This window comes from Fictibacillus tiangongensis, assembly GCF_048083785.1.
Taxonomy (GTDB): domain Bacteria; phylum Bacillota; class Bacilli; order Bacillales; family Fictibacillaceae; genus Fictibacillus.
Genome location: NZ_CP182294.1, coordinates 419109 through 443898 on the forward strand (window position 1 = coordinate 419109; position 24790 = coordinate 443898).

Sequence of the window (24790 nt, forward strand, 5' to 3'; positions counted from 1 at the left end):
TAATCAACATCTGATGAGACCCTGATGAAAAGTCAGGGTTTTTTGAGTTTTGTTAAAGAAAATACTATAGTTAAATACATAGATCAACGGGATAGTAGGGATGTTTGAAAATGAAAAAAATAATTGTTATCGGCTCAGGAATTTTAGGAGCGTCTACCGCTTATCATCTAAGTAAATCTGATGCAGAGGTTCTAATAATCGATAGAAAAGATAGAGGACAAGCGACAGATGCAGCAGCAGGCATCGTGTGTCCGTGGTTATCACAGCGCCGTAACAAAGCTTGGTATCAGTTAGCAAAGAGCGGAGCGCGGTATTATCCTGAACTCATTAAGATGCTTGAAGAAGACGGTGAAACGGATACCGGTTACAAACGTGTAGGTACACTGAGCTTACATGCAGATCCTGAAAAACTTGAAAAAATGGCAGAGCGGGCTTTGAAACGTAGAGGTGATGCACCAGAAATTGGCGAGATAACGATTCTTTCTCCAGAAGAAACGAAGAAACGCTTTCCGCCTTTATCCGACGAATTCGGTTCGGTCTTTGTAAGTGGCGGTGCTCGTGTAAACGGAAGAGCGATGCGTGACGCTCTGTTGAATGGTGCTAAGAAAAACGGAGTGAAGATCCTTCAAGGAAATGCGAGCCTGCTTTATGAAGGAAAAGAAGTTTCGGGTGTTTCTCTTAAGGGCCAAAAATTCTTCGCTGATCAAATCATCATAACAGCAGGAGCATGGTCCAATGAAATTTTAAAGCCGCTTGGAATCAACTTTAAAGTAACTCCGCAAAAAGCACAGATCATCCATTTGGATTTGCCAAAAACGGATACAGACGATTGGCCAGTGGTGATGCCGCCTACAAATCAGTACATTCTCACTTTTGATGATCGTGTAGTCGTAGGAGCGACACACGAAGATGAGGCAGGTTTTGATAACCGGGTAACGGCAGGCGGTATTCATGACATACTCTCAAAAGCTTTAGCTGTTGCACCTGGCCTATCAGAAGGATCACTTCTTGAGACGAGAGTAGGCTTCCGTCCGTTCACGCCAGGTTTTTTACCAGTAATCGGACCGCTTCCTAATTTTAACAACATATCGGTCGCGAACGGGCTTGGTGCATCAGGGCTTACAAGTGGACCTTACTTAGGGTCTGAACTTGCGAAACTTGCATTAGGAAAATCTACAGAACTTGATATATCTAACTATGATGTATCTGAAGCTCTTGAATAATCGCAATGAAAAAAGACAACTTCCACTCAAGTGAGTTGTCTTTTTATATGGTACTCCCAATTGGCTTTAAGCTGAAATACACCAGGTACTCATTGACAGCATCGATATCATAGATTTTTTTGTTAATAAAAAATTTAAAGATTAAGTCGTTTGTATCGCTGAGAGATAGTGAGTATCCTGCACTTTCCAGAAGCTCTTCTGTATCATCTTCGTCCAATTCCAAGCCAAGAGCCAGCGCAAGAATCGTATTTTTCTTTGGTCGATAATCTGATTTAGAGCGAATCTTAGAAAAGTGCTTTCGATCTAAGCCGGCTTTCTTATAAACATCTGCGTCGGTCACACCTTTTTCATCAATCAGTTGAAAAAGTTTTTCCTGCAGCGTTGGCTTTTTGTTTTGATGAATAAACGCATCTAACTCAAAACGGAGACTGTTTTCTTCTAAACATTCCTCCATCATTTTAGAAGATTGACAAACTTCTAATTCCATCATGAAATAATCATTCAGGTAGTTTTCTAATTCTAATAAAAGCTTTTGATCAATCATATCCGATCACCTCCTAAATGTCGCTTCGCAGGCGACCAATTACTGGCTCTTTCTAGCTATGATTATAGCATGACAAATGTTAGGAGATGGTTAAGGGTGAACAAAAATGTAACAGAAATCGTATTTTTGCTTGATCGAAGTGGTTCGATGTCAGGGTTGGAGAAGGACACTATTGGAGGGTTTAACTCGTTCGTAAAAAGGCAAGTTAATCGGAAGGGAAAAACACTTCTTTCGACGGTTTTATTTGATGATCAGTATGAAATTCTATGGAATGGTGTACCAGCAGAACAAGTTCAGTTAACGAGCGAGAACTATTATGTCCGCGGAACTACAGCGCTTTTGGATGCTCTAGGCAAAACCATATTGGATGTTGGTTACAGGCTATCACGCACTGAAGAACAGGACAGACCAGGTAAAGTGATCTTTGTTATTACGACAGATGGAATGGAAAACGCGAGTTCTGAATTCACACACGAAAAGTTAAAGAAGCTCATAGAACATCAGCAAGAGAAATACAAATGGGAATTTATTTTTATGGGTGCAAATATTGACGTTATAGCTGAAGCGCAAAATCTCGGTATTAAAGAAGAGGATGCGTTTAGTTTTGATGCTACTCATAATGGAATAGAAAATTTATACTATATGATGAGTGAAGAGATCATACAGCGAAGAAATAAATAACATAACATTTTGACAGTTTCCTTATACAGGAGAGTGTCTTTTTTTATGTCATCATAAACAACATATTGCATATATTGGAAATATATAGTACATTACATATGTAATATACTATAGTGGTAAGTTGGAGGTGAGGTACATTTGCTGCTAAATGCTGATAGTATGAAACCGATTTATGTCCAGATTTCAGAATGGCTAGAGAACGAGATCTTAAACGAATCGATTTCAGCAGATGAAAAGATATATTCGCAATATCAACTAGCTGAGATGTTTAATGTAAATCCAGCTACTGCCGGGAAGGGCATAAACTTGCTGGCTGAAGATAATGTTCTTTATAAGAAAAGGGGATTAGGGATGTTTGTTGCGGCAGATGCAAGAAGGATTATCCTCGGTAAAAGAAAGAGTTCTAAGCTGCATTCACTTGTAACCGAATTAGCGCAAGAAGCCATTCAGTTGCAAGTCGAAGAAGAAGAACTTGTAACGATGATCAGGGATATGCACCAAAGAATTAAGGAGGAGCAATCATGAATGTTGTCGTTTGTAATGAACTGACTAAACAATATGGTCGATCGAAAGCAATCCAAAATATGACCTTTCGGATAGCGGAAAATAAGATTACTGGTTTGATCGGAAGGAACGGAGCAGGAAAAACAACTTTATTAAAAATAATTGCAGGTTATCTTCATCATTCTTCTGGTGACATACAGGTATTTTCTGAAAATCCGTTCAATAATCTAAAGGTTTCGGCCAATACAATCTTCATCGATAACGAGATGAGCTTCTCACAAGGATTAACATTAAAAGAACTGCTTGAAACAGCGGGAAGTTTTTACCCAAATTGGAACCACGACTTAGCTTTAAAATTATTTGATTATTTTTCTTTTAAACCAAGTCAATATCACGGAAATCTCTCAAAGGGAATGAAGAGCACGTTTAATATAATTGTTGGTTTAGCTGCACGCTGCCCACTGACAATCATGGATGAACCGACAAGCGGAATGGATTCTGCGACACGAAAGGACTTTTACCGAGCGTTATTAAAAGAATACATCGCTTATCCAAGAACGATTATTCTTTCTAGCCATCTATTAGATGAGGTAGAAGATCTGTTAGAGGATGTTCTACTTATTAAGTCTGGTGAAAAATGTCTTCACTTATCCATTGATCAATTAAAGGAGTACGCGATTGGCGTGAGAGGGAAGACGTTTAACGTGGAGAAATGGACTGAGAATATGGAACCCATTTCAGTGCAAGATATCGGCGCAAGTATGTCAAACGCAGTCATAAGAAACGATCGTTCAATAAAAGAGTTGGAGGATGCTAGACAGTTAGGATTAGAAGTCACGCCAGTTTCTGCAGAAGATATTTGCAGTTATTTAACAAGTAAAACAAAAGGTGGGATTGATCATGTATTTAGCAGAGGTTAAGGCTTGGGACATCGTAAAGAAACAATATCGCTATAAGCTGAAATCATATTTCGGTGTGTTTACGTCGTTAATCGTGATCCAGCTGCTGGCGATTCTTTTTTCTTTTAATGGTACGGGGATGGGTGGTGGCACCTCCAATTCATTAAGCTACGAATTTTACTATTACACGAGTGATATCATCCTAATTTTTATGATGATTTGGGCGTTCATAACAGCGATCATAATTACAACGAGAGCGTATCGGTATGACGATTTTTCTTTTGTAACCAATCGTGCCATCAGCGTAGTTTCTAACATTCTATTTCTCTTATCTGCTAGTATTTTTGCAGGCATAACGGTTTATCTTTCTACTCATCTGTTTCAGATCTTAGCTTTTTACTTCAAAGATAATTATTCAATCATCGTTGATTCATTAACGGTTACTGAATTCGTCATGGGAATGATTACTTCCATTCTTTATATTTTTCTATTTGCTAGCGCAGGATATCTTGTTGGAATTTTAATTCAGCTGCATAAAGGTTTCTTGTTAATTATTCCTACTATCTTGTTTGGCGGCTTAATTTTGGATGGAATAGGTGGCGATTCTAGGGTTTTTGTAAATGTAACCATGTTTTTTGGAGAAGAAACATCTTTTATTCTGTTTATTTGTAAAATAGTTATCGTTTCGTCGATTTTACTGCTGACTAGCTTAGGGATCTCTAACAGAATGGAGGTAAGAAAATGATTATTATGTCTTTCTTGCCAATTTTGATAGTGTTTATTATCGTCGCTTTTGGAATTGGAATCATGAGATCAAATACTAAAGTAAGCTTAGGAACAAAAAAAATTCGCTGGATCCTCGGGGGATATACCATTATTCTAGCGATTGCTACAGTGATTTCATTAAGCGTTCTTCCAAACTACAAGAGTGATCAAAAAGTTGCTACGGCTGCAGAAATGACTAAAATAGAAGACGCTCAAACGAAAGCGATAGACAATTTGTACTCAGGAAACGTAGTCGATTTAGATAAAGCTTTTTCTGAAAAGAAAAAATGGTCTTTTCCTTTTAATGAAAAGTCATTAGACATTGTTTTAAAAGAGGGGGAAACAGGCATCATGAGTGTTTTCGCTGAGCGAAAAAGCCAAAATGATGGTGAGATTGAGGCTACGTATCATGTAGGAAGATCTTATATTGATGGGGTGGATTTTACAGATAAAGTGCATTCCCCAGAGCTTTTGTTAAACGGACAACAGCTGACCGTAAATAACCCAGACCTAGTGACCGTTAGCTTTTCGAGATTTTCACCAGGCTTTGCATACAGTCAGTTCTCTAAAGGAGGACACGTTACTCAAGAAAATCGCAGCTCTGTGATCGGCCGTGATTTTATTCTATTAAGAGTCCCTAACGATATTGAGATAAATGGTGATATTAGTTGGATAAATGAATAGAGGGGAGCTTGTTACGTTGGAAAACAAAAACATTTTAATCGATACCTACAAAAATGCAAAATACCAAGTAACCGGACACGGAAAAAGAGATGTGTCTGTCCTGTTAGATTCTCTTTCAAATCAAACAGGTCAGGAAGAAAGTGATATGTATGGCAGCGGTCACATCATTGATAGCTTTCAAGAAAAGATGGCTGCTTATTTAGGAAAAGAATCTGCTGTATTTTTCCCGAGTGGGACGATGGCTCAACAGATTGCGATGCGCATTTGGTGTGATGAAAAAGGAATTCGGAAAGTTGCGTATCATCCCTTATGCCACTTGGAAATTCACGAAGAAGATGGTTTGAAAGAACTTCACCACATTGAACCTGTGCTGCTTAGTGACCCTAATAAAATTATTAAACTGGATGATGTAGTCAACATGAAGGAAGACGTTTCTTGTTTATTATTGGAACTTCCTCAGCGAGAGATCGGTGGCCAGCTGCCGAGTTTTGAAGAGTTACAAGCTACTTCTGATTACTGCAGAGAAAAAGGAATAAAACTTCATCTGGATGGAGCAAGACTGTTTGAAATTCTGCCCTTTTATAAAAAGACGGCCGCTGAAGTTTGTGCTCTTTTTGATAGTGTTTATGTTTCTTTCTACAAGGGAATTGGTGGAGTCGCAGGTGCAGTCTTAGCAGGGCCAAAAGACTTTACTGAGAAATCAAAGGTTTGGAAAAGACGTCATGGCGGTGATTTGATCAGTCTTTATCCATATATCATAAGCGCGGATTTCTATTTCGATCAACGAGTTGAAAAAATGGAAGAATATTATGAGGGTGCAAAAGAATTAGCAGCACTCTATAACGCGTGTGAAGGTATACACACACTTCCGATAACGCCTGTTTCAAATATGTTTCATGTTCATATTCAGGCACCAAAACATGAAATGGAACGCATTTTGGCAGACATTTATGGTGAGAGTGGAGTTGGATTAACTGGACATCTTCGCGAGAATGGTGAGAATCGTTGTTTCTTTGAGGTAAGTCTAGGTGACAATTATCTAGAAGTACCTAATAATGATCTGAAAAAGACGTTCACACTGCTGAATAAGAAGTTGAAGACAAGAACTTTAGTATAATTAATAACGTTGTAACTTAGGATAGAACAGCAAAGAACTGCTAAGGTTAGCAGTTCTAGCTTGTTCTGAAACTTAGTTATTCTCTGGATCTGTATCGTCGTTATAAGCACCTGGGGCTTGTTTCGCGTTGAACGTCCAATCCACTTTAAGCTTGTCTCCTTGGAACTGGTTTTGATCTTCGCCATTATCAACAAACTGGAACAATACGAACATTTTTTCTTTCTCACCTGGAGGAATACCATCCGGACGCTGTGTTGTGCCAACAAATTCATCAATTGCGGTAAGATCAGGTTGTTTTTCTTTTAGCTGTGCCAATGTTGTCTCAACAACAGGGACAGTTGCGCTGCTCGTATTGTACATGATGGTTACCTTGATGTGGTTTGCCAGATCATCCGTATTATCTGATTTTGCATCTTCAATGGAATACTTTGTATCTAGTAGTACTTGATAAATGTCTAGAGATCCTTTATTCTCAAACGTAAATTCACGGTACACTTCATCCCCAGGTTTAATGTTATCAATGTTAACCACAGCGTTTGGATTGATGGATAGATCTAACGTACCTGCAGCGAATGTGTTTTTCGTTTCGAACGTGTCACTAAAGTAAGCGAACGTTCCTCCTCCCATCAAAGATAATCCTAGTGCAGCTGTCATAACGCCTTTGCTAATTGTCTTCGTAAACCCCATTCTTCTCAACCTCCATAGATATGTAATCTAAATTTATTAAACTCGTATGTATGATTATATACATAGAGAGCTAACCAAAGTTTATGCTTTTTCCACATCTAATTTTTTTGCTGCTTTTACGATAGAAAAAACAGCTGAACTAAATAATAAGAACCCAGGAATAAATAACAAAAGAGCAGATGCCTCCTTAGATTGAGTCACATTTAAGGCATATCCGATATATGGAACCGTAAATCCCGAGTAACTTCCAATTACATCATTTGCAGGAACCGACCACATATCGGGTCCGTCATTGTTATCCCCTTTTGTGCGATAGGAGATTTGTCCGTTTTTATTTTCAACATCGATGATTCTATGGGTAATCAGCTTATCTTCCATTTGAAACGTGATAATATCGCCATTTTTAAAAGTAGTGGTATCGTCTGCCTGTTTAATAGAGATGATAGATCCTGTTTGAAAGATAGGCTCCATCGATCCGGATAATACCGCTTTAATTTGATAACCAAAAACGGAAGGTTCTGATCCTGAGACACGTGACGATAGGATGATAAAAGCAAGTAAGCAGAGCAACATAATAAAAGAGGTGCTTGCTAGTTTAGTTGTGAATTTCAACAGTTTTTTCGTCATGTTTTGTTTCTCCTTCGTTTTGTATAAGATCATCAGTATTCTTCACCTCTGCGGATCTAACAGGCTCTTCAATCTTTTCCTCGGCATCTTCTAACTTGTTAATACGAGCTTCAATAGAATGGTGTAATTGTTTAATAGAATGTAGGTCCACTGTCGTTTTTAATTTTTTGCTCAATCCGTTTGTCTCATTACAACCTTCATAGACAAATTGGTATGTCTTCGAATCTAGTTTCTTCACCTGCTCTTCATAGTTTAAGAGCTCATTATGTATATCTTCAAAATCACGGAGTAGTGAGTAAAGTGTTTGTTCTAATCCTGTAATTTCCTCAATGGTTTGTTTTAGCTCCTGCAAACTTGCATCATCAGCAGCGTTCGGAAGGGTTTTGTATAGTGAGATTATTCTTGAATAAATGATGTTAGCTTTTTCGTTAAGGCTTTCCACCGTGTCTGGAAAAACAACTGCAGCCGAAAGTTTTACAGGCTTTATTTGAGCTTGGCTTGAAAAGGCTGCTTCGGTTTGACCGGTAATTTGAGCACCACAATAAAAAGATAGAGAGCATAACCCCAATAGAACAGTCCCTTTATAAAGCTTGCCTTTCATATCAGCCCTCCTCGTCTAGTGATTTGACCCTATTATTACAGAATGTGTTCGAGATTGTTATTGGGTTAATTTATCGATAAAATATAGACATTTTTTGTCGAAAATAGCCTCCAAACGCTATGACACCTTGAAAACCCAGTGAAAATTAACCCAATTGACCACTTTTGTAATGTTCTTAATAATTGGAATTATTCCGGAAGCACAATTTGATGAAGAGGTGAATGGGTTGAAAAAGAAAAGACAAAAACGATTGAACAAAAAAGTGGTAATCCCAGCAGTTCTAGCACTGTCCGTTACACTTGGAGGATTTTCATTACCTGGATCCAATGCACATGCAAATCCTTCAACTGTTTTATTCCAAGCTCCTGAAGGGTTGAGTAAAGCTGAAATCGTTAAAGCGTATCTTCAATCACAGGTCGTTTCTGAGGTTGGTGCGAGATCAACATCTTCTATAGGTGAGCAGTTTAAGATCGTTAAAGAGTTTGCTGATAGTAGCACAAATACATACCACGTGCGAACTGTTGAGCAATACAACGGCATTCCGATCTATGGCAGTGGACAAACCGTTGCGTTGGACGCAAACAACAATGTGTATGCGTCATTTGGAAAAGTGACTCAAAAACTAAGTCGATCTATTATTCCTACAGATCCATCCATAGCGAAGGAAGATGCAGAAAGAACGGCTAAAGAGCAAGTAGTTGCTGAGATTGGAGAAGTTAAGCAGTATGACGGTGTAGACACAGAATTAACAATCTATACGCATGAAGGCAGAAACTACTTAACGTACTTGGTTAAAGTTTCGACTTCTGTTCCTGCACCTGGGTTTTATCATTATTTTATAGATGCAACGACGGGTGATATCGTTGATCACTTTAACGCGGTACATGAAGCGGATGCTCCAGCAGTCACACCGGTTACAGGAAGAGGATTAGATTTATTCGGTAAAGTTCAAAACTTTATCGCTGTAAAAGATAGTGCCTCAGGAAAAAGCTATCTGCATGGTGCGGCAATTGGAGGAGGTACAACGACAAACCCTAACATCGTACCGGTTCATACGTATAAAGCGAACCGAATGGGTGAAACACCGTTCATCTTACTATCCGGACTTTTTGGGTTCTCCGGTTTTGAAGTAGAAACAGGCACTTCGTTCTTTGCAGATCCAGCAGCAGTTTCAGCTCATACGAACTCGATCAAAGTAAATACGTACTACCAAAATATCCATAAGCGAAACAGTATTGATGGAAACGGAATGCCGATCATAAGCACGGTTCACATTGGATCTAAATGGAACAACGCAGCATGGAACGGAAAGCAGATGCTTTACGGAGATGGTGACGGTATTCTGTTCAGTTCATTAGCAGGTGCGATGGATGTTGCTGGTCATGAGATGACACATGGAGTAATCTCTAAGACCGCAAACCTTACTTATCAAGGAGAATCTGGTGCGATTAATGAATCCCTAGCTGATATCTTCGGTGCATTGTCTGAAATGCATTCACACGGATTAACTAGTCCATCTGAGTGGGAGTTGGGTGAAGACATTTACACACCAAACGTACCAGGTGATGGCGGACTTCGTTCCATGAGCAATCCTAAAACCAGAAAACTTCCTGCAGCTTACGGATTAAAGGACAATGCATACCCTGATCATTATGAAGATCGTTACCTAGGCGAGCTGGATAAGGGTGGGGTTCATATTAACAGCTCCATCAACAATAAAGCAGCTTATCTCATCTCCGAGGGAGGAGAGCACCACGGAGTTAAAGTTACGGGTATCACTCGTTCAAAAACAGAAAAGATCTACTACCGTGCTTTAACGAACTATCTTGTACCGTCATCCGGATTCAAAGAGATGCGTGCGGCAGCGATCCAATCCGCTCGAGATCTTTATCCAGATCGTAATGGAGCTCCATCTGCCGAAACAAAAGCTGTGATCGCGGCATACGATGCGATTGGAGTTACGGCTCAATAAGTCAGTATGATCCACGAGAGAGTATTCTTTCGTGGATTTTTTATGGAAAAATAGTAGGTATTAGGACTTAAAAACATGACTTTAGAAGGAAAAAAATGATTTTGAAAGAAACTTTTATCATTAAACATTTGTTCATGAGGAGAGACACATATGATTGAGGGAGAAATTATAAAATTTTATCGTAAAAGAAGAGGACTTTCTCAAGAGCAGCTGGGCAAAGATATCTGTACGACAACACATGTTAGTAAAATTGAGCGGGGACAGACGAAGTACTCAACGGAGATTATTGCGTTATTCTCAAAGCGGCTAGAAATTGATATACAGAAGGAGATGCAGTTCTTTCAAGATATGGAGAAGAAACTTCATCAATGGCACAACTCTATTATCATGCAAAGAATGAAAGAAGTAGAGAAGACAAAAAGTGAACTAGATCAATTTCCGATCGTTCAATCCTCAAAACATGCAGCACTTTATCAGCTGGTTCTTGCTCGTTATTATCTTTTGAAAAAAGAGCCACAAAAAGCAGCAGAGGTTTTAAAGCGAATACAAACTGAACACCTGATTCCTTATGAGTACAATATGTATAAGCATGTAAAGGGAATCTACTTCTTGCAGAAGTACAACAATTTTCATGTTGAGAATCGTAGGAAAGCAATCGAGCTCTTGAGTACGATTGATAAGATCTCCTATGGAAATGAAGAATACTGTTATCATTTAGCGATGGCTTATCAATGGGTTGAATCCAAAACGATGGCATATATAAATGCAAAAAAAGCAGTGGACTATTTTAAGAGAAACAATAACTTCTCTAGAGCCATCCAAGCAGAATCAGTCATGCTGCTGCAAATAGAATGTGCAACACCACACGATTTTGAACAAAAAGTTGACCGTTATCTTCAGTTGGTTCAGGATAGTGAAACGTTAAATGAAATTGGTATTATCGGAATGCTTCTGCATAATCTAGGGCTTGAATTTTTCAAAAGAAAAGATTATAAAAATGCTCATATCTATTACCAGAAAGCGTTAAAGATGGCTGATAAAAAAACAGCGATCTATTTGAACAGATTGTATAATTTTTTAGACAACTGTATCGATGGGGAAATTCAGTCTCAAAAGCAGAATTTAAAAAGCGCAGAAGAAGGATTAACAGCAGCCAGAATGTTAAAACACCCTTTATATCTGCATTTGTTTCAACTTCACTTATTTTTAATAAAGGGTGAGACAGAAGCTTATTTCAGTTACTTAGAAAATATAGCTCTGCCATTTTTTCAAGCTCATAATCAATTCAGCAGGATCGAAAAGTTTGGAAAGCAGCTATATCACTATTATGCCGACACGAAGCAGTACGAGAAAGCAGTTGAAATTTCGGCACTTTTTTTAGCTAAAGATTAATAAAAGTCATGCAAGATAGGTCGGATACAAAGTCCCCTGTCTTTTTTTGTTCAAAAAAGTTAGAAAATTTATATTGAAAGTTATTTTCGCGTCAGTTATAATTTCAATTAACGAAAGCGCTTTCGGTAAAGAGGAGATAACAATGGCTACAATTTATGACATTGCAAAAAAGACGGGTTTTTCAACGACAACCGTCTCAAAAGCACTCAATAACTATTCTGATGTGAGTGAAAAAACGAAGCAAAAAATTCTAGCAGCTGTCGAAGAAATGGGATATCTGCCTAATGCGCATGCACAATCGCTTTCTACAAAAAAGTCTTGGACGATTGGTGTGATGTTTTCTGAGTCGAATGAAGTAGGAATGAAACATCCTTTCTTTAGTGCGATAATAGAAAGTTTCAGAAAGAATGCAGAACGAGAGGGATATGATCTGATCTTCGCTTCAAGAAATCTGCGTAATCGGGATATCAGCTATTTGGAACACTTTTCTTACCGTGCTGTTGATGGCATAGTAGTAATCTGTTCTGATCCACAAGATCCGCAAGTACAAGAGATGATAAACAGCACGATTCCTATCGTTGTTATAGATATGAACAAACAGAACTGCAGTCTTGTGTTCTCGGATAATATTGAAGGTGGAAAGCTCGCAGTAAACTACTTGCATTCACTTGGTCATACAAAGATCGCTCATATCGCTGGCGATGCTTTAACGGATGCAGGTGCAGAAAGAATCAAAGGATTTAAAAAAGCGATGAATGAGTTGAACCTGCCGATTCATGATGGCTATCTGATCAACGGTGGATTGTTCTCAATCGGTGAAGGCAAAGCGGCTATGGAAAAACTGTTGATGCTGGATGATGTACCTACAGCGGTATTTGTTGCAGGAGATCATATGGCAATCGGTGCTATTGAAGCCATAAAAGAGAAGGGTCTAAGCGTTCCCGAAGATATCTCTATCATTGGATATGATGATATTGAGATGGCTGCATACATTACGCCGAAGTTAACGACGATTAAGCAAGATACGGATATGATTGGATACCAAGCAGCAAAGTTATTGATGAAACAAATTATTCAGAAGAAAAAACTAATTACATCCAAGCGTATACCAGTTGAACTAATCATTCGGGAATCATGCGCACAAAAAAAATAAAAATTTTTTTAGGATAATTCGAAAGCGGTTTCGAATATTTATTTTGGAACAAAACGAAACCGCTTTCGCTCTATAAATTTTAAAGAAGGAAGGGGTTTGTACATGAAAAGGAAATTAAGTATCTTTTTGGCAGCAATTTTGTTGGTGGGATTATTCGCAGGTTGTTCAAGTGATTCAAAGACTTCAGGTAATGGAAAAAAAGATGTTGATTTAAGAATCTGGTCGTTTACAGATGAATTAAAGAAACCGATCAAAACATTTGAGGAAAAGAACGGCGTAAAAGTGGAGTTAACGATCGTTCCGATCGCTGACTACCCGACAAAGTTAAAGCCTGTACTTGAGAGTGGTGTTGGAGCTCCTGACGTTTTCACGGGCGAGATCGCTTTCTTAAAACAATGGGTAGATGCAGGTTATTGGGAGAACTTATCTGAAAAGCCTTATAACGCAGATGAGCTTTCTGATAAGTATGTACCTTACGTATTTGACCTTGGCAAAGATAAAGATGGCGATGTACGCGCTCTTTCTTGGCAAACAACGCCAGGAGGTATCTATTATAAGCGAAGCATTGCAAAGGAAGTATTAGGAACGGACGATCCAACTCAAGTTGGTGAAATGATGAGCTCTATGGATAAGGTGTTTGAAGTAGCAGATAAGATGAAGTCAAAAGGCTATAGTATGTTTCCAGATGAGGGAGCTATTCGCTGGTTCACACAAGGTGACAATCCACAGCCTTGGGTAAACGACAAAAATGAGCTTCAGCTTACAGAAGAAAAAATGGCGTACATGGATTACTCGAAAAAGCTTCGTGATAATCAATACACAGCTCTAGCACCTGAATGGTCACCATCTTGGTTTGAAGGCATGGATAAGCCAATCAAGGTAAAAGAAGGTGGCAAGGAAAAAGAAACTCAAGTATTTTCATATGTTCTTCCTACATGGGGATTACATAGCGTCCTGAAAACGAACGTTAAGGAATCTGTTGGTGACTGGGCAGTAACGAGCGGTCCGAGCCCTTATTTCTGGGGTGGAACATGGCTTGGGGTTTACAACAAATCGGATAATAAAGAACTTGCTTATAAATTTGTGAAAATGATGACACAAGATGATGAGTTCTTGACATCTTGGAGTAAAGAAACTGGAGATGTTCTTTCATATCTACCTGTAACAGAGACGATTAAAGACGACTTTAGCGACAAGTTTTTGGGTGGACAGAACAATTATCAATTCTTCTTAGATCAATCTACTAAGATCACACCAGGAATCGTGACGAAATACGATCAACAGCTAGATACGCTCTACGGAAATGCTGTTCAGCAATATGTAACAGGTAAGAAATCTAAAAAAGAAGCGATTAAAGAGTTCTATCAAAAAGCACAAAATGCATATCCAGACATAAAAGTACCGAAAAAATAAGTTTTATGGACGGTGGCGGGAAACATTTCCTCGCCACTGGCCTATCTATTGAAAGGGGGAGGAGAGATGAAAAATTTAAACCGTTATGGCTATTTTTTTATTGCTCCATTTTGGCTCGTCTTCTTAGTGTTCAGTATATATCCGGTCGCCCTAACCTTTTATTATAGCTTTACCAATTATACAGGCAGTGGGGAAGCCCAAGTAGTAGGTCTAGCAAACTATAAACGACTCCTTACAGACACTTATTTTGTAGAAGCCTTCTTTAACACATGGAAAATATGGGGTGTGAACTTTGCGCTTCAAATGGGACTTGCTCTTATTCTAGCTATGATCTTTTCAGATATGAGAGTTAAGTTAAAAGGAATCGCATTTTTTCGATCAATCTTTTATCTTCCGAATCTAATTACGATCAGTTCGGTTGCTCTATTATTCGGTATTTTACTAGATTGGCAGCACGGATCATTAAACATGATGTTAATGAAGCTAGGAATCATCTCAGATCCGATCAACTGGCTGAACGAACCAACGAGTGCACAGCTATCTGTCTCATTGATCTTAACGTGGATGTGGTTTGGTCACTCATTTATCGTCGTAATGGCAGGGGTTTCTGGCATATCGAAGGACTACTACGAAGCAGCATTGATCGATGGTGCAAATCGCTGGCAGACGTTTTCAAAGATTACGATTCCGCTCTTAAAGCCTATCCTGCTTTATATCATGATTACCTCGCTCATTGGAGGTCTTCAATTGTTTGATCTACCGATGCTTTTAACAGATGGAATAGGATCACCAGATGGCTCATTGAATACGATGGTGCTCTATTTATACAATCAAGCCTTCAAGTATAACAATTACGGGTACGCTGCTGCAGTAGCATACGGATTATTTGTTATAACGCTCATCTTCTCTGCTTTTATTTTCAAAGGGATGTATGGGAAAGAACGTAAACAACCAAGGCAGGTGTAAAGCATGATAGGAAAAACAGCGGTAGATAATAGCCTTTCAAATTCTGTTGAAAAGAAAAGTGTTATAGAAACAAAACCGAAGCGGAAAATCAGCATACCAAAACTTTTGATCTATGCTTTATTGATCGCTATGGCCATCGTATGCTTCATTCCGTTCTTAATGATGCTTGTTAACGCTACACGCTCAAATGAAGCTATTCTTTCAGGCTTTACTCTAATTCCTGGGAGTGCGTTAGTTGAAAACTATCAAACGATGATGAGCTACATCAATATTTGGGCTGGTTTTAAGAACAGCTTATTCATCTCAGTTCTTGTGACGTTATTGTCGGGTTACTTTTCAGCATTAACGGCTTATGGATTTGCGTTCTACGTGTTTAAGGGCAAGAATGCGATGTTCGTTTTCATGTTAGTGATGATGATGTTCCCAGGCCAGTTAGGGTTAATCGGCTTTTATGAACTATGTAAAAACTTAGGGATATTAGATACGTATATTCCATTGATCATTCCGGCAGCAGCGAGTCCTTTCGTGGTGTTCTTCTTGCGCCAGTACATTTTAACAACGCTGCATCCAAGTTTGATTGAGGCGGCACGGATCGATGGCGCAAGTGAATTTAAAATCTTTCATACGATTGCGATTCCAATCATGATGCCAGCGATCGCGACCATGTCGATCTTTACGTTTATCGGGTCATGGAACAACTACATCATGCCGTTAGTTGTATTATTCTCACCTGAAAAGTTCACACTTCCTGTTTTGATGGGCTTCTTGAAAGGTTCACAAGTAGCTCAAAACTTAGGTTCCATGTATTTAGGGATCGCCATCTCCGTGGTACCGATCATGGTAGCTTTCCTATTTTTATCAAAATATATCGTCAACAGCATTTCAGCAGGATCTATCAAAGAATAGAGGAGAGAAACAGTTATGCATTTTAATAAGTCATTCGTGTTTGGTACAGCAACATCTTCTTATCAAATTGAGGGAGCTCGTCTTGAAGGCGGAAGAACACTTTCAATCTGGGATACGTTCTGTGATACGCCTGGAAAAGTATATCAACAGCATAATGGAAGCGTAGCGTGTGATCATTATTACCGTTTTGAAGAAGATATTCAGCAGATTAAGAAGCTTGGCGTAGAAACGTATCGTTTCTCAGTTTCCTGGCCACGTATTTTTCCTGATAAAGGCGTGTTGAATGCAGAGGGTATGGACTTCTACAAAAAATTGATCCAGCGTTTACGTGAAGAAGGAATCAAACCTGCGATCACGCTTTATCACTGGGATCTTCCACTATGGGCGCATGAGGAAGGCGGATGGGTGAACCGTGAATCAGTAGATTGGTTTATGGATTTAGCAAAGGTCTGCTTTCAAGAGCTTGATGCAGAGGTTGACTCATGGATTACGCATAACGAGCCGTGGTGTGCCGGTTTCTTAGGCTACCATCAAGGCTTTCATGCGCCAGGACATACGAACATGGACGAAGCGGTTAAAGCGGTACACCATATGCTTCTTTCTCACGGAAAAGCAGTCCAATATTTAAAGAATGAGCTTCAATCCAAAACACCGATCGGTATTACGTTAAACCTTTCCCCGATCTATGCAAAAACAGATTCTGTAAACGATCAGCTTGCAGCGAATAATGCTGACGGTTATTCTAATCGCTGGTTCTTAGATCCTGTTTTTAAAGGGCAGTATCCTGTTGATATGATGAACCTGTTCTCTAAATACGTTCATTCGTATGATTTTATTAAAGCAGGAGATATGGAGATCATCTCAACTTCTTGTGATTTCTTTGGCATCAACTATTATAGCCGAGGCATTGTTGAATTCTCTGCTGCGAATGACTTCTTACATAGGGGAGCTCATTCTGATTATGAGAAAACTGGCATTGGCTGGGATATCGCGCCAGAAGAGTTTAAAGACCTGATCAGAAGGCTGAGAAAAGAGTATACAGATCTCCCAATCTATATTACAGAGAATGGTGCAGCGTTTGATGATGTGCTAGAGAACGGTCGCGTTCACGATCATGGCCGTGTCAATTATATCGAAAAGCACCTTCAAGCGGTTTCTGATCTGAATGATGAAGGCATGAATATTGAAGGCTACTACCTTTGGTCTCTCATGGATAACTTTGAGTGGAGCTTCGGTTATGACAAACGATTTGGAATCATCTATGTAGACTTTGATTCTCAAGAGCGAATCTGGAAAGATAGCGCTTACCGTTATGCAGAAATCGTGAAAAACAGAGGAACCAATAACAGCAACAAAGAAAAGGATACTATTTCAGTAAGCTAATTTATTTTTAAGATAATAATAACCATTGAAGTCCTGACCTATGATCGGGGCTTTTTTGTTTGTGTAAAATTTTCCAGGTTGGGGAAGCTAAAAGCGTATAGGAGGGATAGATATGAAGGATAAGAATGAGGAACGAATAGACGAAGAAACAACTGAGGGCTTGAACGAGCTCGTTGAGATCATTAACGCAAAAGGTGACACCGGTGAGCTAAAGGAAATCGTTGAGAACTATGATAACAAAAAGGAACACTCTCCTTTATGTAATGATGATTTTTTCTATGCGGACCTTCGAGCCATTGCGGAAGACGGTGCTAAGGAAGATTGAAGTTTTATAGAACGGGCAGAATCGCAGATGATAGCGAATCTGCCCGTTTATTTGTTTGGAGTGTGTATGAAAGCATGGGTGAGTGAATGAGTTAACTTTGCTTTGCGATGTTGAGGTAGGGGGTATATGGTTAGTGTAGACTTGTCGAGGTATGTCGACTCGCCGATTTATGGGTGAAACTCGCCGGAATAAATCGAAAATTTCTAGGATTATTCCAAAATTTCTCGAATTAGAAGCCTTGATACCCCACATGGTATAAGTAAGAAACAGGTTTTTTTATGTCTTCATAAAATATTTGCAAACTTCTTTTATGAAACATTTATTTGATTACAGATGTGAGATGTTGTATCCATTAATAATTTACCGTGTAACTTGAGACAGCTCTTGTAAATCTTCAATAGCATAATCAGCAATCAATGTAGAAGATTGAGCCTGGTGAATGAGTTGTAAACTTCTCTGCATGCCACTCAGCAAAGCTTCGTTATCAAATAATCTCTGTACGTTTTCCGCGATTTCATCTGCGGAGCGAGCAATTAATGCCCCGCCCTTTTCTTTAAAATACTTAGCGTTTTCTCCTTCTTGACCTGGAACGGGCTTATAAAGGATGAGTGGAACTCTTACAGCAGCAGCTTCAGTAATGGAGATGCCGCCTGGCTTGGTTACTAAGCAATGTGAAATCTTTAAGACTTCATGAAGTTTATCTACGTAACCGAAAAGTCGGAAAGAGCCAGGATATTGCTCCGCTAATGGTGTTAACTTTTCAAACAACGCCTTGTTTTTGCCGCAGATTACAATCACTCGTAAAGAAGGATCGTTTAAAAGACGCTGAGCTAGAACCTTAACATTTTTCAGCACACCTTGAGCACCAGCTAGTATCGTCACTACCCGGTTGCTAGGCGAAATACCGTATTTAGCAAACACGTCCTTTTTATCAATGGCAGAATAGAATTCTGTACGGATCGGAATACCGCTGACTGTAATTCTATCTACATCCACACCGTGTTTAATCAGTCCGATTTTGACTGAAGGAGATGCAACAAAATAATGATCAATTGAAGGATTGATCCAAAAAGGATGAGCGAAATAATCAGTGATTACGGTATAGATGGGGATATTATACCGTGATTTTTTTATAAGAAATGGAGCGGCATGAAGAGGAAAGGTCGTTATCACAAAACGGGGTTGGTGTTCATTGATCAATTCTAAGAATCTTTTTCTTCCTAAATACCGTGAAAATTGTGTAATCGTATTGGCATTCAATTTGTTTGTTCCATAATAGAACCATTTATAAAAAGAAGAACCGTGTGAAAAGCTTTTGATAAATATCGATTGTGTGACTTGGGACATGATGGGGTGAGCTTCCCCAAACAAATCTGATATGACAGGTTGAAATCCTTTGTTTCTTAGTTCTTCAGCGAGGACATTAGCCACTTGAACATGGCCGCTGCCATAGTTAGCTGTAAGGATTAATGCTGTTGGACGTATCATTAGAAAACCTCCCCAGTCTTTTAATAAAAGCATAGCAGGGAAATTTAAACGTAATATGAAGAGGGTTAAAAGGTTTTGTAAAAGAAAAAAATCTTAGTAAGAAATTTCTAGTAATATGGTTGACCCCGTCTGAGATAGGCAATACATACAAATAGAATGAAAAACTAGGAGGTATGTAATGGGAGCAGAACCTATGACACGTTCAGATGCCAATGAAAATCGATATCATTTTAAAACGAGGAATACGATTTCAGGTTACTTGTTTGGCCTTGGTTTTGTTGCTTTTTTTGACGAAGCTGTTTTTCATCAGTTGCTGCATTGGCACCATTTTTATGATAAGTCAACAACGAGCATCGGCTTAGTCTCGGATGGACTTTTTCATGCTTTTAGCTGGTTTGCGACAATTGGAGGTCTATTTCTTTTTGCAGATCTTCGCAGACGAAGTGCACTGTGGCTGACAAGATGGTGGGGTGGCGTACTGCTGGGAGCTGGTATTTTCCAGTTTTTCGACGGTACGATTCAGCACAAGGTTTGGCGTATTCATCAAATTCGCTATGTGGAGAATGTTTATATATATGATTGGGTTTGGAATATTACTGCTCTGATCATGATTATAGCCGGTCTAGTGATTACTCTTCGTACGAATCGAAGGGACAAGGACGCGAACCATGCATGATCACCATCATGTTAGCCATGTAATGAATTCTGAATTCGTAAGTGTTGGTCTCATCTTACTCGTTACCTCCATTTTTTTACTTTATATTAAGATGGTTATAAAAAGTAATAGCGGTAGAAGGACTTGGCCTCTGTATCGAAGCTTATGTATGGCAATAGGTATGTTTTGTGCGGCTGTTTCTATAATAGGACCTTTAGCAGAAAAGGCACATGTTAGTTTCATAGCTCATATGTTCAGTCATTTGTTACTTGGTATGATTGCGCCATTATTTATAGTAATGGCTCATCCTCTTACTCTACTTCTACGTGCTTTATCAGTTTCAAAAGCTAGAAGACTTACTTCTTTATTAAAAATGAGATTTATACATGTTCTTATGAATCCTTTCATAGCGGCCACCCTGAATATAGGAGGGTTATGGCTTTTATATACGACTGACCTTTATATGCTTATGCACCAATATCTTTGGTTGTTCGTGTTTATTCACCTTCATTTATTTATAGCAGGCTATCTTTTTACAGCATCTATTCTATCCATTGAACCGACTGCTCCTAATCATTCTTACTGGTACCGTTCTTTCGTACTGGTCATCGCCTTAGCAGGGCATGGAATTCTATCAAAATATATATACGGTAACCCTCCTGCAGGGGTGCCACTAAAACAAGCTGAAGATGGGAGTATGCTCATGTATTATGGTGGTGATCTTGTAGATCTTGTTCTTATATTTATACTGTGTTTGCAATGGTATAAGGCTGCTCGACCGCGTTCATTTCCAGTACCTCATAAAATGAATCTTTGAATGTATTCGTTGAATGGTACAATAAGAGAGATTCAAAATTTCATAAGATCCGATATTTATGGTGTCTGTTAAGGCTTAATAGGGAATCTGGTGCAAGACCAGAACTGTACCCGCAACTGTAAGTGCTGACGAAATAAGCAAAAACCACTGTCAATCTGACGGGAAGGGCTTAGAGTAGGCTGATGCACGAGTCAGGAGACCTGCCATATTTATAGCGTTGATCTTCTTCGGGAGTTGGGAAGATAGGACGAGGGATATTTAATAGATCTATCATTCTGTTATGTATTCTTACGTACCCGTCTTTTGTGATGGGTATTTTTCTTTGTCACTAACTCCCTCAAAAAAAAAAGAGGAGCTTTCAAGCTTCAGAAAGAGGGAATGGTATGGAAGAGCAGTTATCAGCAAACATCTCGAGAACGATTCAAACAAAGTTGGTATTGCCCCCTGATACGAATCACATGGGCACAATATTTGGTGGTACCGTTTTATCGTACATTGATGAGATTGCAGCGATTGCCGCCATGAAGCACAGCAAGAAAGTGGTTGTCACCGCATCCATTGATAATGTAAACTTCTTATCGTCAGCTAAAGTGGGAGACATCCTCATATTAGAAGGTGTAGTGATCTCAACCGGAAGAACGTCGATGGAAGTTTACGTAAAAGTAGAGTGTCAAAATCTAGAGACGGGACATAGAACGCTGAATACTACATCGATCTTAACGATGGTCGCCATCGATCAAAACGGTAAGCCGTTTCCGGTACCAAGTGTCATTCCTGAGACAGAAGAGGAAGAAGCATTCTTTAAAGAAGCTCCACTAAGGAAAGAACGGCGTTTGTTATATAAAAATGTGAACGGTACAGTTTAAGTTTGAAAAATAAAGGAAGTGAGAATTCCAATGAAAATTAAAAACATCATATTTGTAGCATTGGGGTTCTTTTTCCTTGGTTTAGGCGTGATTGGAATTGTGTTGCCGTTGCTTCCTACAACACCTCTTTTATTACTCGCGTCTTATTTTTTCGTAAAAGGTTCCAAAAAGTTTGAAGTGTGGTTTAAAGGAACCGACATTTATAAAAAACATCTCGATGATTTTGTAAGAAATCGCTCGCTCACTAAAAAGAAAAAGATCATGATCAGTCTGTTTTCAGACTCAATGATTTTAATCACTTTTATCCTTACTGACAGCATGATCGTAAGAGTAATCTTAATTCTTGTTGTGATGTATAAGTATTATTATTTTATCGTAAAAATTAAAACGGCATAGATGTGTGAACATAAAGAGAGCAGCCTAATCAAAGGCTGCTCTCTTTATCTGTCATGAAGTGGCTTTGTACATAGCCACCAGTCGTAGCACTCAATCTCTCCACTTTGTGCTTGTTCTGCACGTTTTTTTGCCTCTTGTATGGTTGTAGGTGCTGGAACGATCAGACGGTCACCGACTAGTTCGTTTGTCGGCCAGTTCGCGGGTGTTGCAGCTTTATTTCGATCTGCTGTCTGCAACGCCTTAACCGCTCTGAGAATCTCGTTGATATTACGACCCACATTCTCTGGATACGTCAGCATAAGACGAATCTTGCCTGTCGGATCTACGATATAAACACTTCTTACTGTTCTTGTTCCCATCGTAGGGTGGATCATTCCGAGTCTAGTAGCAATCCTCCCAAGACTATCTGCAATAATCGGAAAAGTAATTTCTACTTTCAAATTCTGCTGAATCCATTCTATCCACTTTATGTGAGAGTACACTTGTTCTACAGATAATCCGATTAAGTAAGTGTTGAGCTTTGTAAACTCAGGCATGAGCTTTTGAAACGCTACGAACTCTGTTGTACACACGGGTGTAAAGTCACCTGGATGGCTAAAGAGGACAAACCAATGACCTTGATAGCTTGTTGAGAGGACAAGATCCCCAAGGGTTGTATGAACCGTCATCTCCGGAAATTGATCGCCAATAAAAGGCTTTGAATATATTTGTGTAGATTCCATCCCTCTCTTCTCCTATCTTAACTGGTTTCCCATCATCTTGCTCTTTTTCAATAGCTGAGATTCACCTGTTTTTTCCCAATCTTCGACTTGTTCGATTGCTTGTTCAGGTGTGAACCCTTGACCGACAAGAACACCAGATAAGATAAATTCCTGATAGAGATGAGTAAGATTAATGCCTTCTTCGGTCTCTTTTAAAGCTCTTTTGACAAGTGGGTCAATGTACGAAACCCATTGATCCGCTAAGCTCTCTGTTTGTGGCATTCGGTGTTCTTGTTGAAAAGAACGCGGAGAGGATGATGTACTGTTTAAGGTGAATAAATAGTTGTACTTTGCACTGTGTTTAATTTCATCTGTAATGATGTTAAAGAGGATATCTCGATAATACGTATTAGGAAGTCCTTGGCGAATAACGCGATATTTCTCGACAGCAGCAAGTTCCCCAAACAGCGCTTTTACAAGGCCGTCTTTATAGGATTTTGGTTTTTGAAACTCTTCTCCGTTCACTGGTGGAACCTCTTGGCCCGTAAGATCTCTGTATATCATTCTGAAAAGCTTGTTGTGTCTTTTCTCATCATCTCGAATAGATGCGATGATTAACTTTTGTTCGTTCGTTGGTGCTTCAGAAATTAAGTAATCGTAAAATAATTCATCTTCTCTTTCGCCAGCAACAGCTTCCCTGATGAGTTGCAGAGACAGTTGAAGTGCTTGCTGCTGCCCATCACTCTGTTGCTGTCCGCTGTCTTGTTGCTGCTGTTGTGGATTCATATAGCTCATAAGATAACCTCCAAAAATTGATTGTCGCCTTATTCTATGCAGACGCCTAAATTTTGCTTATGTACAAGTTTTTCAACACCACATGTTCTATGAATGAATAGAAATGTGAATATAACTTGTTCAAAATAAGGAGTGTTCATAGTGGATGAGCTCATGTGGCTAGCGATTGGTGTAGCCGCAGTTTTTATAGTGGAAGCAGGTGTCTATTTTTATTGGATCCTATGGGGAAAAGGTTCTCTAAAAATGTATATAAATGATAGCCAAAGACCCCATCAAACTTTCAAAGTGCTGCAAACATTTAAAACATCGACACAAAAAATTGCACTGGTCGAAGTCGGAGAAGAAGTATGGGTTTATAGCAATGGTGAGATCATGTTTGGTACAAAACAGGATGAGAATGAGTATGCAGAAGTGATCGTACATGTTCCGATGGCGGCAGCAAAAGAGGCGAAACGCGTCTTAATCATCGGTGGCGGAGGCGGAATCAGTGTGCGAGAGGTTTTACGTTACGAAGAAGTTGAAGAAATTATTGCAGTCGATATTGATGTAGAGATGATGAATCTTGGAAAAAGCTTCGATCGATTAGTGTCATTTAATGAAGGTGCATTAAACCATCAAAAAGTGAGAACGAAGACTGAAGATGGAAGACGTTTTGTAGAACAAAGCCTGGAAACCTGGGACGTAATCATTGTGGACATACCAGAACCGACTGAAAGATGCCCGAGTCTATCCCGGTTGTTTTCATTAGAGTTTTATCATGAGTTAAAAGAACACTTAAACCCTGGTGGTGTACTATCCATTGCCTGTTCAACCGTCAACTTGATGCCAGAATATATGTGGAGCATTGAAAAGACGTTAAAAGAATGCGGATTCTTCACAATTCCATTTCATAATTTCTCAAACAAGACAGGTGTAGATTGGGGTTATATCCTTGCTTCAACACTTCCTTTAGAGCCGGGGGATATCCAATTAAAAGTTACTACGCCATTCTTAACGGAAGGCAGACTGAGGGATGTGTTGGAACTGCCTTATTACTTGATTAATTCTGGTGATCAAGGCGATGTTCAGACAGATGAGAACACCGTCCTTCTGGATATTGTAAGAAGAGAATTAAATAATTGATATAGATAGCACTTGTGTAACTTTTTAGTGTTTTTCTCGTTATTGAAATTATAAGGTTTATCTTGGAGGCATATTTGAGTACGCCATATAATTTATAGTGTTAGGATT

General features: G+C 39.1%; 27 protein-coding genes and 1 riboswitch. Of the genes, 20 read left to right on the plus strand and 7 right to left on the minus strand.

From position 1 onward, the window contains the following. Positions 1 to 110 precede the first annotated feature (110 nt). Positions 111 to 1223 carry an NAD(P)/FAD-dependent oxidoreductase gene (locus ACNJYY_RS02410; RefSeq protein ID WP_416730414.1) on the plus strand — a complete coding sequence of 371 codons (1113 nt, stop codon included), beginning with the start codon at positions 111 to 113 and terminating at the stop codon, positions 1221 to 1223. A 43-nt stretch (positions 1224 to 1266) separates the two neighbouring features. Here the strand turns inward: ACNJYY_RS02410 and ACNJYY_RS02415 are convergent, their stop codons facing one another. Then, a complete protein-coding gene (locus ACNJYY_RS02415; RefSeq protein WP_416730415.1) occupies positions 1267 to 1767 on the minus strand; it encodes a hypothetical protein in 501 nt (166 codons plus the stop codon). Between the two features lie 96 nt (positions 1768 to 1863). Here ACNJYY_RS02415 and ACNJYY_RS02420 point away from each other — a divergent pair, with 96 nt between their 5' ends. The 6 genes from ACNJYY_RS02420 (at position 1864) to ACNJYY_RS02445 (ending at position 6417) form a co-directional block, all read left to right on the plus strand. After that, a complete protein-coding gene (locus ACNJYY_RS02420) occupies positions 1864 to 2448 on the plus strand; it encodes a vWA domain-containing protein (protein ID WP_416730416.1) in 585 nt (194 codons plus the stop codon). A 138-nt stretch (positions 2449 to 2586) separates the two neighbouring features. After that, positions 2587 to 2973 (plus strand): GntR family transcriptional regulator, encoded by a 387-nt coding sequence (locus tag ACNJYY_RS02425; protein WP_416730417.1) that lies wholly within the window; start codon positions 2587 to 2589, stop codon positions 2971 to 2973. Then, complete coding sequence (locus ACNJYY_RS02430; protein ID WP_416730418.1) at positions 2970 to 3872, plus strand: ABC transporter ATP-binding protein; 903 nt, start codon at positions 2970 to 2972, stop codon at positions 3870 to 3872. The genes ACNJYY_RS02425 and ACNJYY_RS02430 overlap by 4 nt, the downstream gene beginning before the upstream one ends. Further along, positions 3853 to 4596, plus strand: a complete 744-nt coding sequence (locus ACNJYY_RS02435; protein WP_416730419.1) for a hypothetical protein — start codon at positions 3853 to 3855, stop codon at positions 4594 to 4596. Before ACNJYY_RS02430 ends, ACNJYY_RS02435 begins: the two co-directional genes overlap by 20 nt. After that, complete coding sequence (locus ACNJYY_RS02440; RefSeq protein ID WP_416730420.1) at positions 4593 to 5300, plus strand: hypothetical protein; 708 nt, start codon at positions 4593 to 4595, stop codon at positions 5298 to 5300. Before ACNJYY_RS02435 ends, ACNJYY_RS02440 begins: the two co-directional genes overlap by 4 nt. A 16-nt stretch (positions 5301 to 5316) precedes the next feature. Next, positions 5317 to 6417, plus strand: coding sequence for a threonine aldolase family protein (locus tag ACNJYY_RS02445; RefSeq protein WP_416730421.1), 1101 nt, complete (start codon positions 5317 to 5319; stop codon positions 6415 to 6417). Positions 6418 to 6489: 72 nt separating this feature from the next. On the opposite strand, the gene ACNJYY_RS02450 is transcribed toward ACNJYY_RS02445, so the two are convergent. From ACNJYY_RS02450 to ACNJYY_RS02460, 3 genes are all read right to left on the minus strand, one after another. After that, complete coding sequence (locus ACNJYY_RS02450; RefSeq protein WP_197222916.1) at positions 6490 to 7104, minus strand: TasA family protein; 615 nt, start codon at positions 7102 to 7104, stop codon at positions 6490 to 6492. A gap of 81 nt (positions 7105 to 7185) precedes the next feature. After that, positions 7186 to 7731 (minus strand): signal peptidase I SipW, encoded by a 546-nt coding sequence (sipW, locus tag ACNJYY_RS02455; RefSeq protein WP_416730422.1) that lies wholly within the window; start codon positions 7729 to 7731, stop codon positions 7186 to 7188. Continuing rightward, positions 7700 to 8332: a DUF4047 domain-containing protein gene (locus ACNJYY_RS02460; protein WP_416730423.1), complete on the minus strand. Its 633-nt coding sequence runs from the start codon at positions 8330 to 8332 to the stop codon at positions 7700 to 7702. Before ACNJYY_RS02460 ends, sipW begins: the two co-directional genes overlap by 32 nt. 226 nt (positions 8333 to 8558) lie before the next feature. Here ACNJYY_RS02460 and ACNJYY_RS02465 point away from each other — a divergent pair, with 226 nt between their 5' ends. From ACNJYY_RS02465 to ACNJYY_RS02500, 8 genes are all read left to right on the plus strand, one after another. Continuing rightward, a complete protein-coding gene (locus ACNJYY_RS02465) occupies positions 8559 to 10304 on the plus strand; it encodes a M4 family metallopeptidase (protein WP_416730424.1) in 1746 nt (581 codons plus the stop codon). Positions 10305 to 10454: 150 nt separating this feature from the next. Continuing rightward, on the plus strand, positions 10455 to 11696 hold the full coding sequence (locus tag ACNJYY_RS02470; RefSeq protein WP_416730425.1) for a helix-turn-helix domain-containing protein: 1242 nt from the start codon (positions 10455 to 10457) through the stop codon (positions 11694 to 11696). A gap of 142 nt (positions 11697 to 11838) precedes the next feature. Continuing rightward, on the plus strand, positions 11839 to 12849 hold the full coding sequence (locus ACNJYY_RS02475; RefSeq protein WP_416730426.1) for a LacI family DNA-binding transcriptional regulator: 1011 nt from the start codon (positions 11839 to 11841) through the stop codon (positions 12847 to 12849). Positions 12850 to 12951: 102 nt separating this feature from the next. Continuing rightward, the gene (locus tag ACNJYY_RS02480) at positions 12952 to 14262 is read left to right on the plus strand and encodes an ABC transporter substrate-binding protein (RefSeq protein WP_416730427.1); all 1311 of its coding nucleotides are present in this window, start codon (positions 12952 to 12954) and stop codon (positions 14260 to 14262) included. A 66-nt stretch (positions 14263 to 14328) separates the two neighbouring features. Beyond that, the gene (locus tag ACNJYY_RS02485; protein WP_416730428.1) at positions 14329 to 15228 is read left to right on the plus strand and encodes a carbohydrate ABC transporter permease; all 900 of its coding nucleotides are present in this window, start codon (positions 14329 to 14331) and stop codon (positions 15226 to 15228) included. Between the two features lie 3 nt (positions 15229 to 15231). Beyond that, positions 15232 to 16134 (plus strand): carbohydrate ABC transporter permease, encoded by a 903-nt coding sequence (locus ACNJYY_RS02490; RefSeq protein ID WP_416730429.1) that lies wholly within the window; start codon positions 15232 to 15234, stop codon positions 16132 to 16134. 15 nt (positions 16135 to 16149) lie between these two features. Continuing rightward, entirely contained in the window at positions 16150 to 17517 is a 1368-nt protein-coding gene (locus ACNJYY_RS02495) for a GH1 family beta-glucosidase (RefSeq protein WP_416730430.1), read from the plus strand. A 112-nt stretch (positions 17518 to 17629) separates the two neighbouring features. Continuing rightward, positions 17630 to 17842: a hypothetical protein gene (locus ACNJYY_RS02500; protein ID WP_416730431.1), complete on the plus strand. Its 213-nt coding sequence runs from the start codon at positions 17630 to 17632 to the stop codon at positions 17840 to 17842. Positions 17843 to 18202: 360 nt separating this feature from the next. On the opposite strand, the gene ACNJYY_RS02505 is transcribed toward ACNJYY_RS02500, so the two are convergent. Further along, complete coding sequence (locus ACNJYY_RS02505) at positions 18203 to 19330, minus strand: MGDG synthase family glycosyltransferase (RefSeq protein ID WP_416730432.1); 1128 nt, start codon at positions 19328 to 19330, stop codon at positions 18203 to 18205. 178 nt (positions 19331 to 19508) lie between these two features. Here ACNJYY_RS02505 and ACNJYY_RS02510 point away from each other — a divergent pair, with 178 nt between their 5' ends. The 4 genes from ACNJYY_RS02510 (at position 19509) to ACNJYY_RS02525 (ending at position 22064) form a co-directional block, all read left to right on the plus strand. Then, entirely contained in the window at positions 19509 to 20006 is a 498-nt protein-coding gene (locus tag ACNJYY_RS02510) for a DUF2243 domain-containing protein (RefSeq protein WP_416730433.1), read from the plus strand. Further along, a complete protein-coding gene (locus tag ACNJYY_RS02515) occupies positions 19999 to 20802 on the plus strand; it encodes a cytochrome c oxidase assembly protein (RefSeq protein ID WP_416730434.1) in 804 nt (267 codons plus the stop codon). Before ACNJYY_RS02510 ends, ACNJYY_RS02515 begins: the two co-directional genes overlap by 8 nt. 42 nt (positions 20803 to 20844) lie before the next feature. Beyond that, positions 20845 to 21025, plus strand: a riboswitch (cobalamin riboswitch). Positions 21026 to 21185: 160 nt separating this feature from the next. After that, positions 21186 to 21668, plus strand: coding sequence for an acyl-CoA thioesterase (locus ACNJYY_RS02520; RefSeq protein ID WP_416730435.1), 483 nt, complete (start codon positions 21186 to 21188; stop codon positions 21666 to 21668). A 30-nt stretch (positions 21669 to 21698) separates the two neighbouring features. Continuing rightward, complete coding sequence (locus tag ACNJYY_RS02525) at positions 21699 to 22064, plus strand: YbaN family protein (protein ID WP_416730436.1); 366 nt, start codon at positions 21699 to 21701, stop codon at positions 22062 to 22064. Positions 22065 to 22108: 44 nt separating this feature from the next. Here the strand turns inward: ACNJYY_RS02525 and ACNJYY_RS02530 are convergent, their stop codons facing one another. After that, entirely contained in the window at positions 22109 to 22786 is a 678-nt protein-coding gene (locus ACNJYY_RS02530) for a peroxiredoxin (RefSeq protein WP_416730437.1), read from the minus strand. A gap of 12 nt (positions 22787 to 22798) precedes the next feature. Next, the gene (locus ACNJYY_RS02535; RefSeq protein ID WP_416730438.1) at positions 22799 to 23560 is read right to left on the minus strand and encodes a ferritin-like domain-containing protein; all 762 of its coding nucleotides are present in this window, start codon (positions 23558 to 23560) and stop codon (positions 22799 to 22801) included. 141 nt (positions 23561 to 23701) lie between these two features. Here ACNJYY_RS02535 and ACNJYY_RS02540 point away from each other — a divergent pair, with 141 nt between their 5' ends. Continuing rightward, on the plus strand, positions 23702 to 24682 hold the full coding sequence (locus ACNJYY_RS02540; RefSeq protein ID WP_416730439.1) for a spermidine synthase: 981 nt from the start codon (positions 23702 to 23704) through the stop codon (positions 24680 to 24682). The last annotated feature ends 108 nt before the right edge of the window (positions 24683 to 24790 follow it).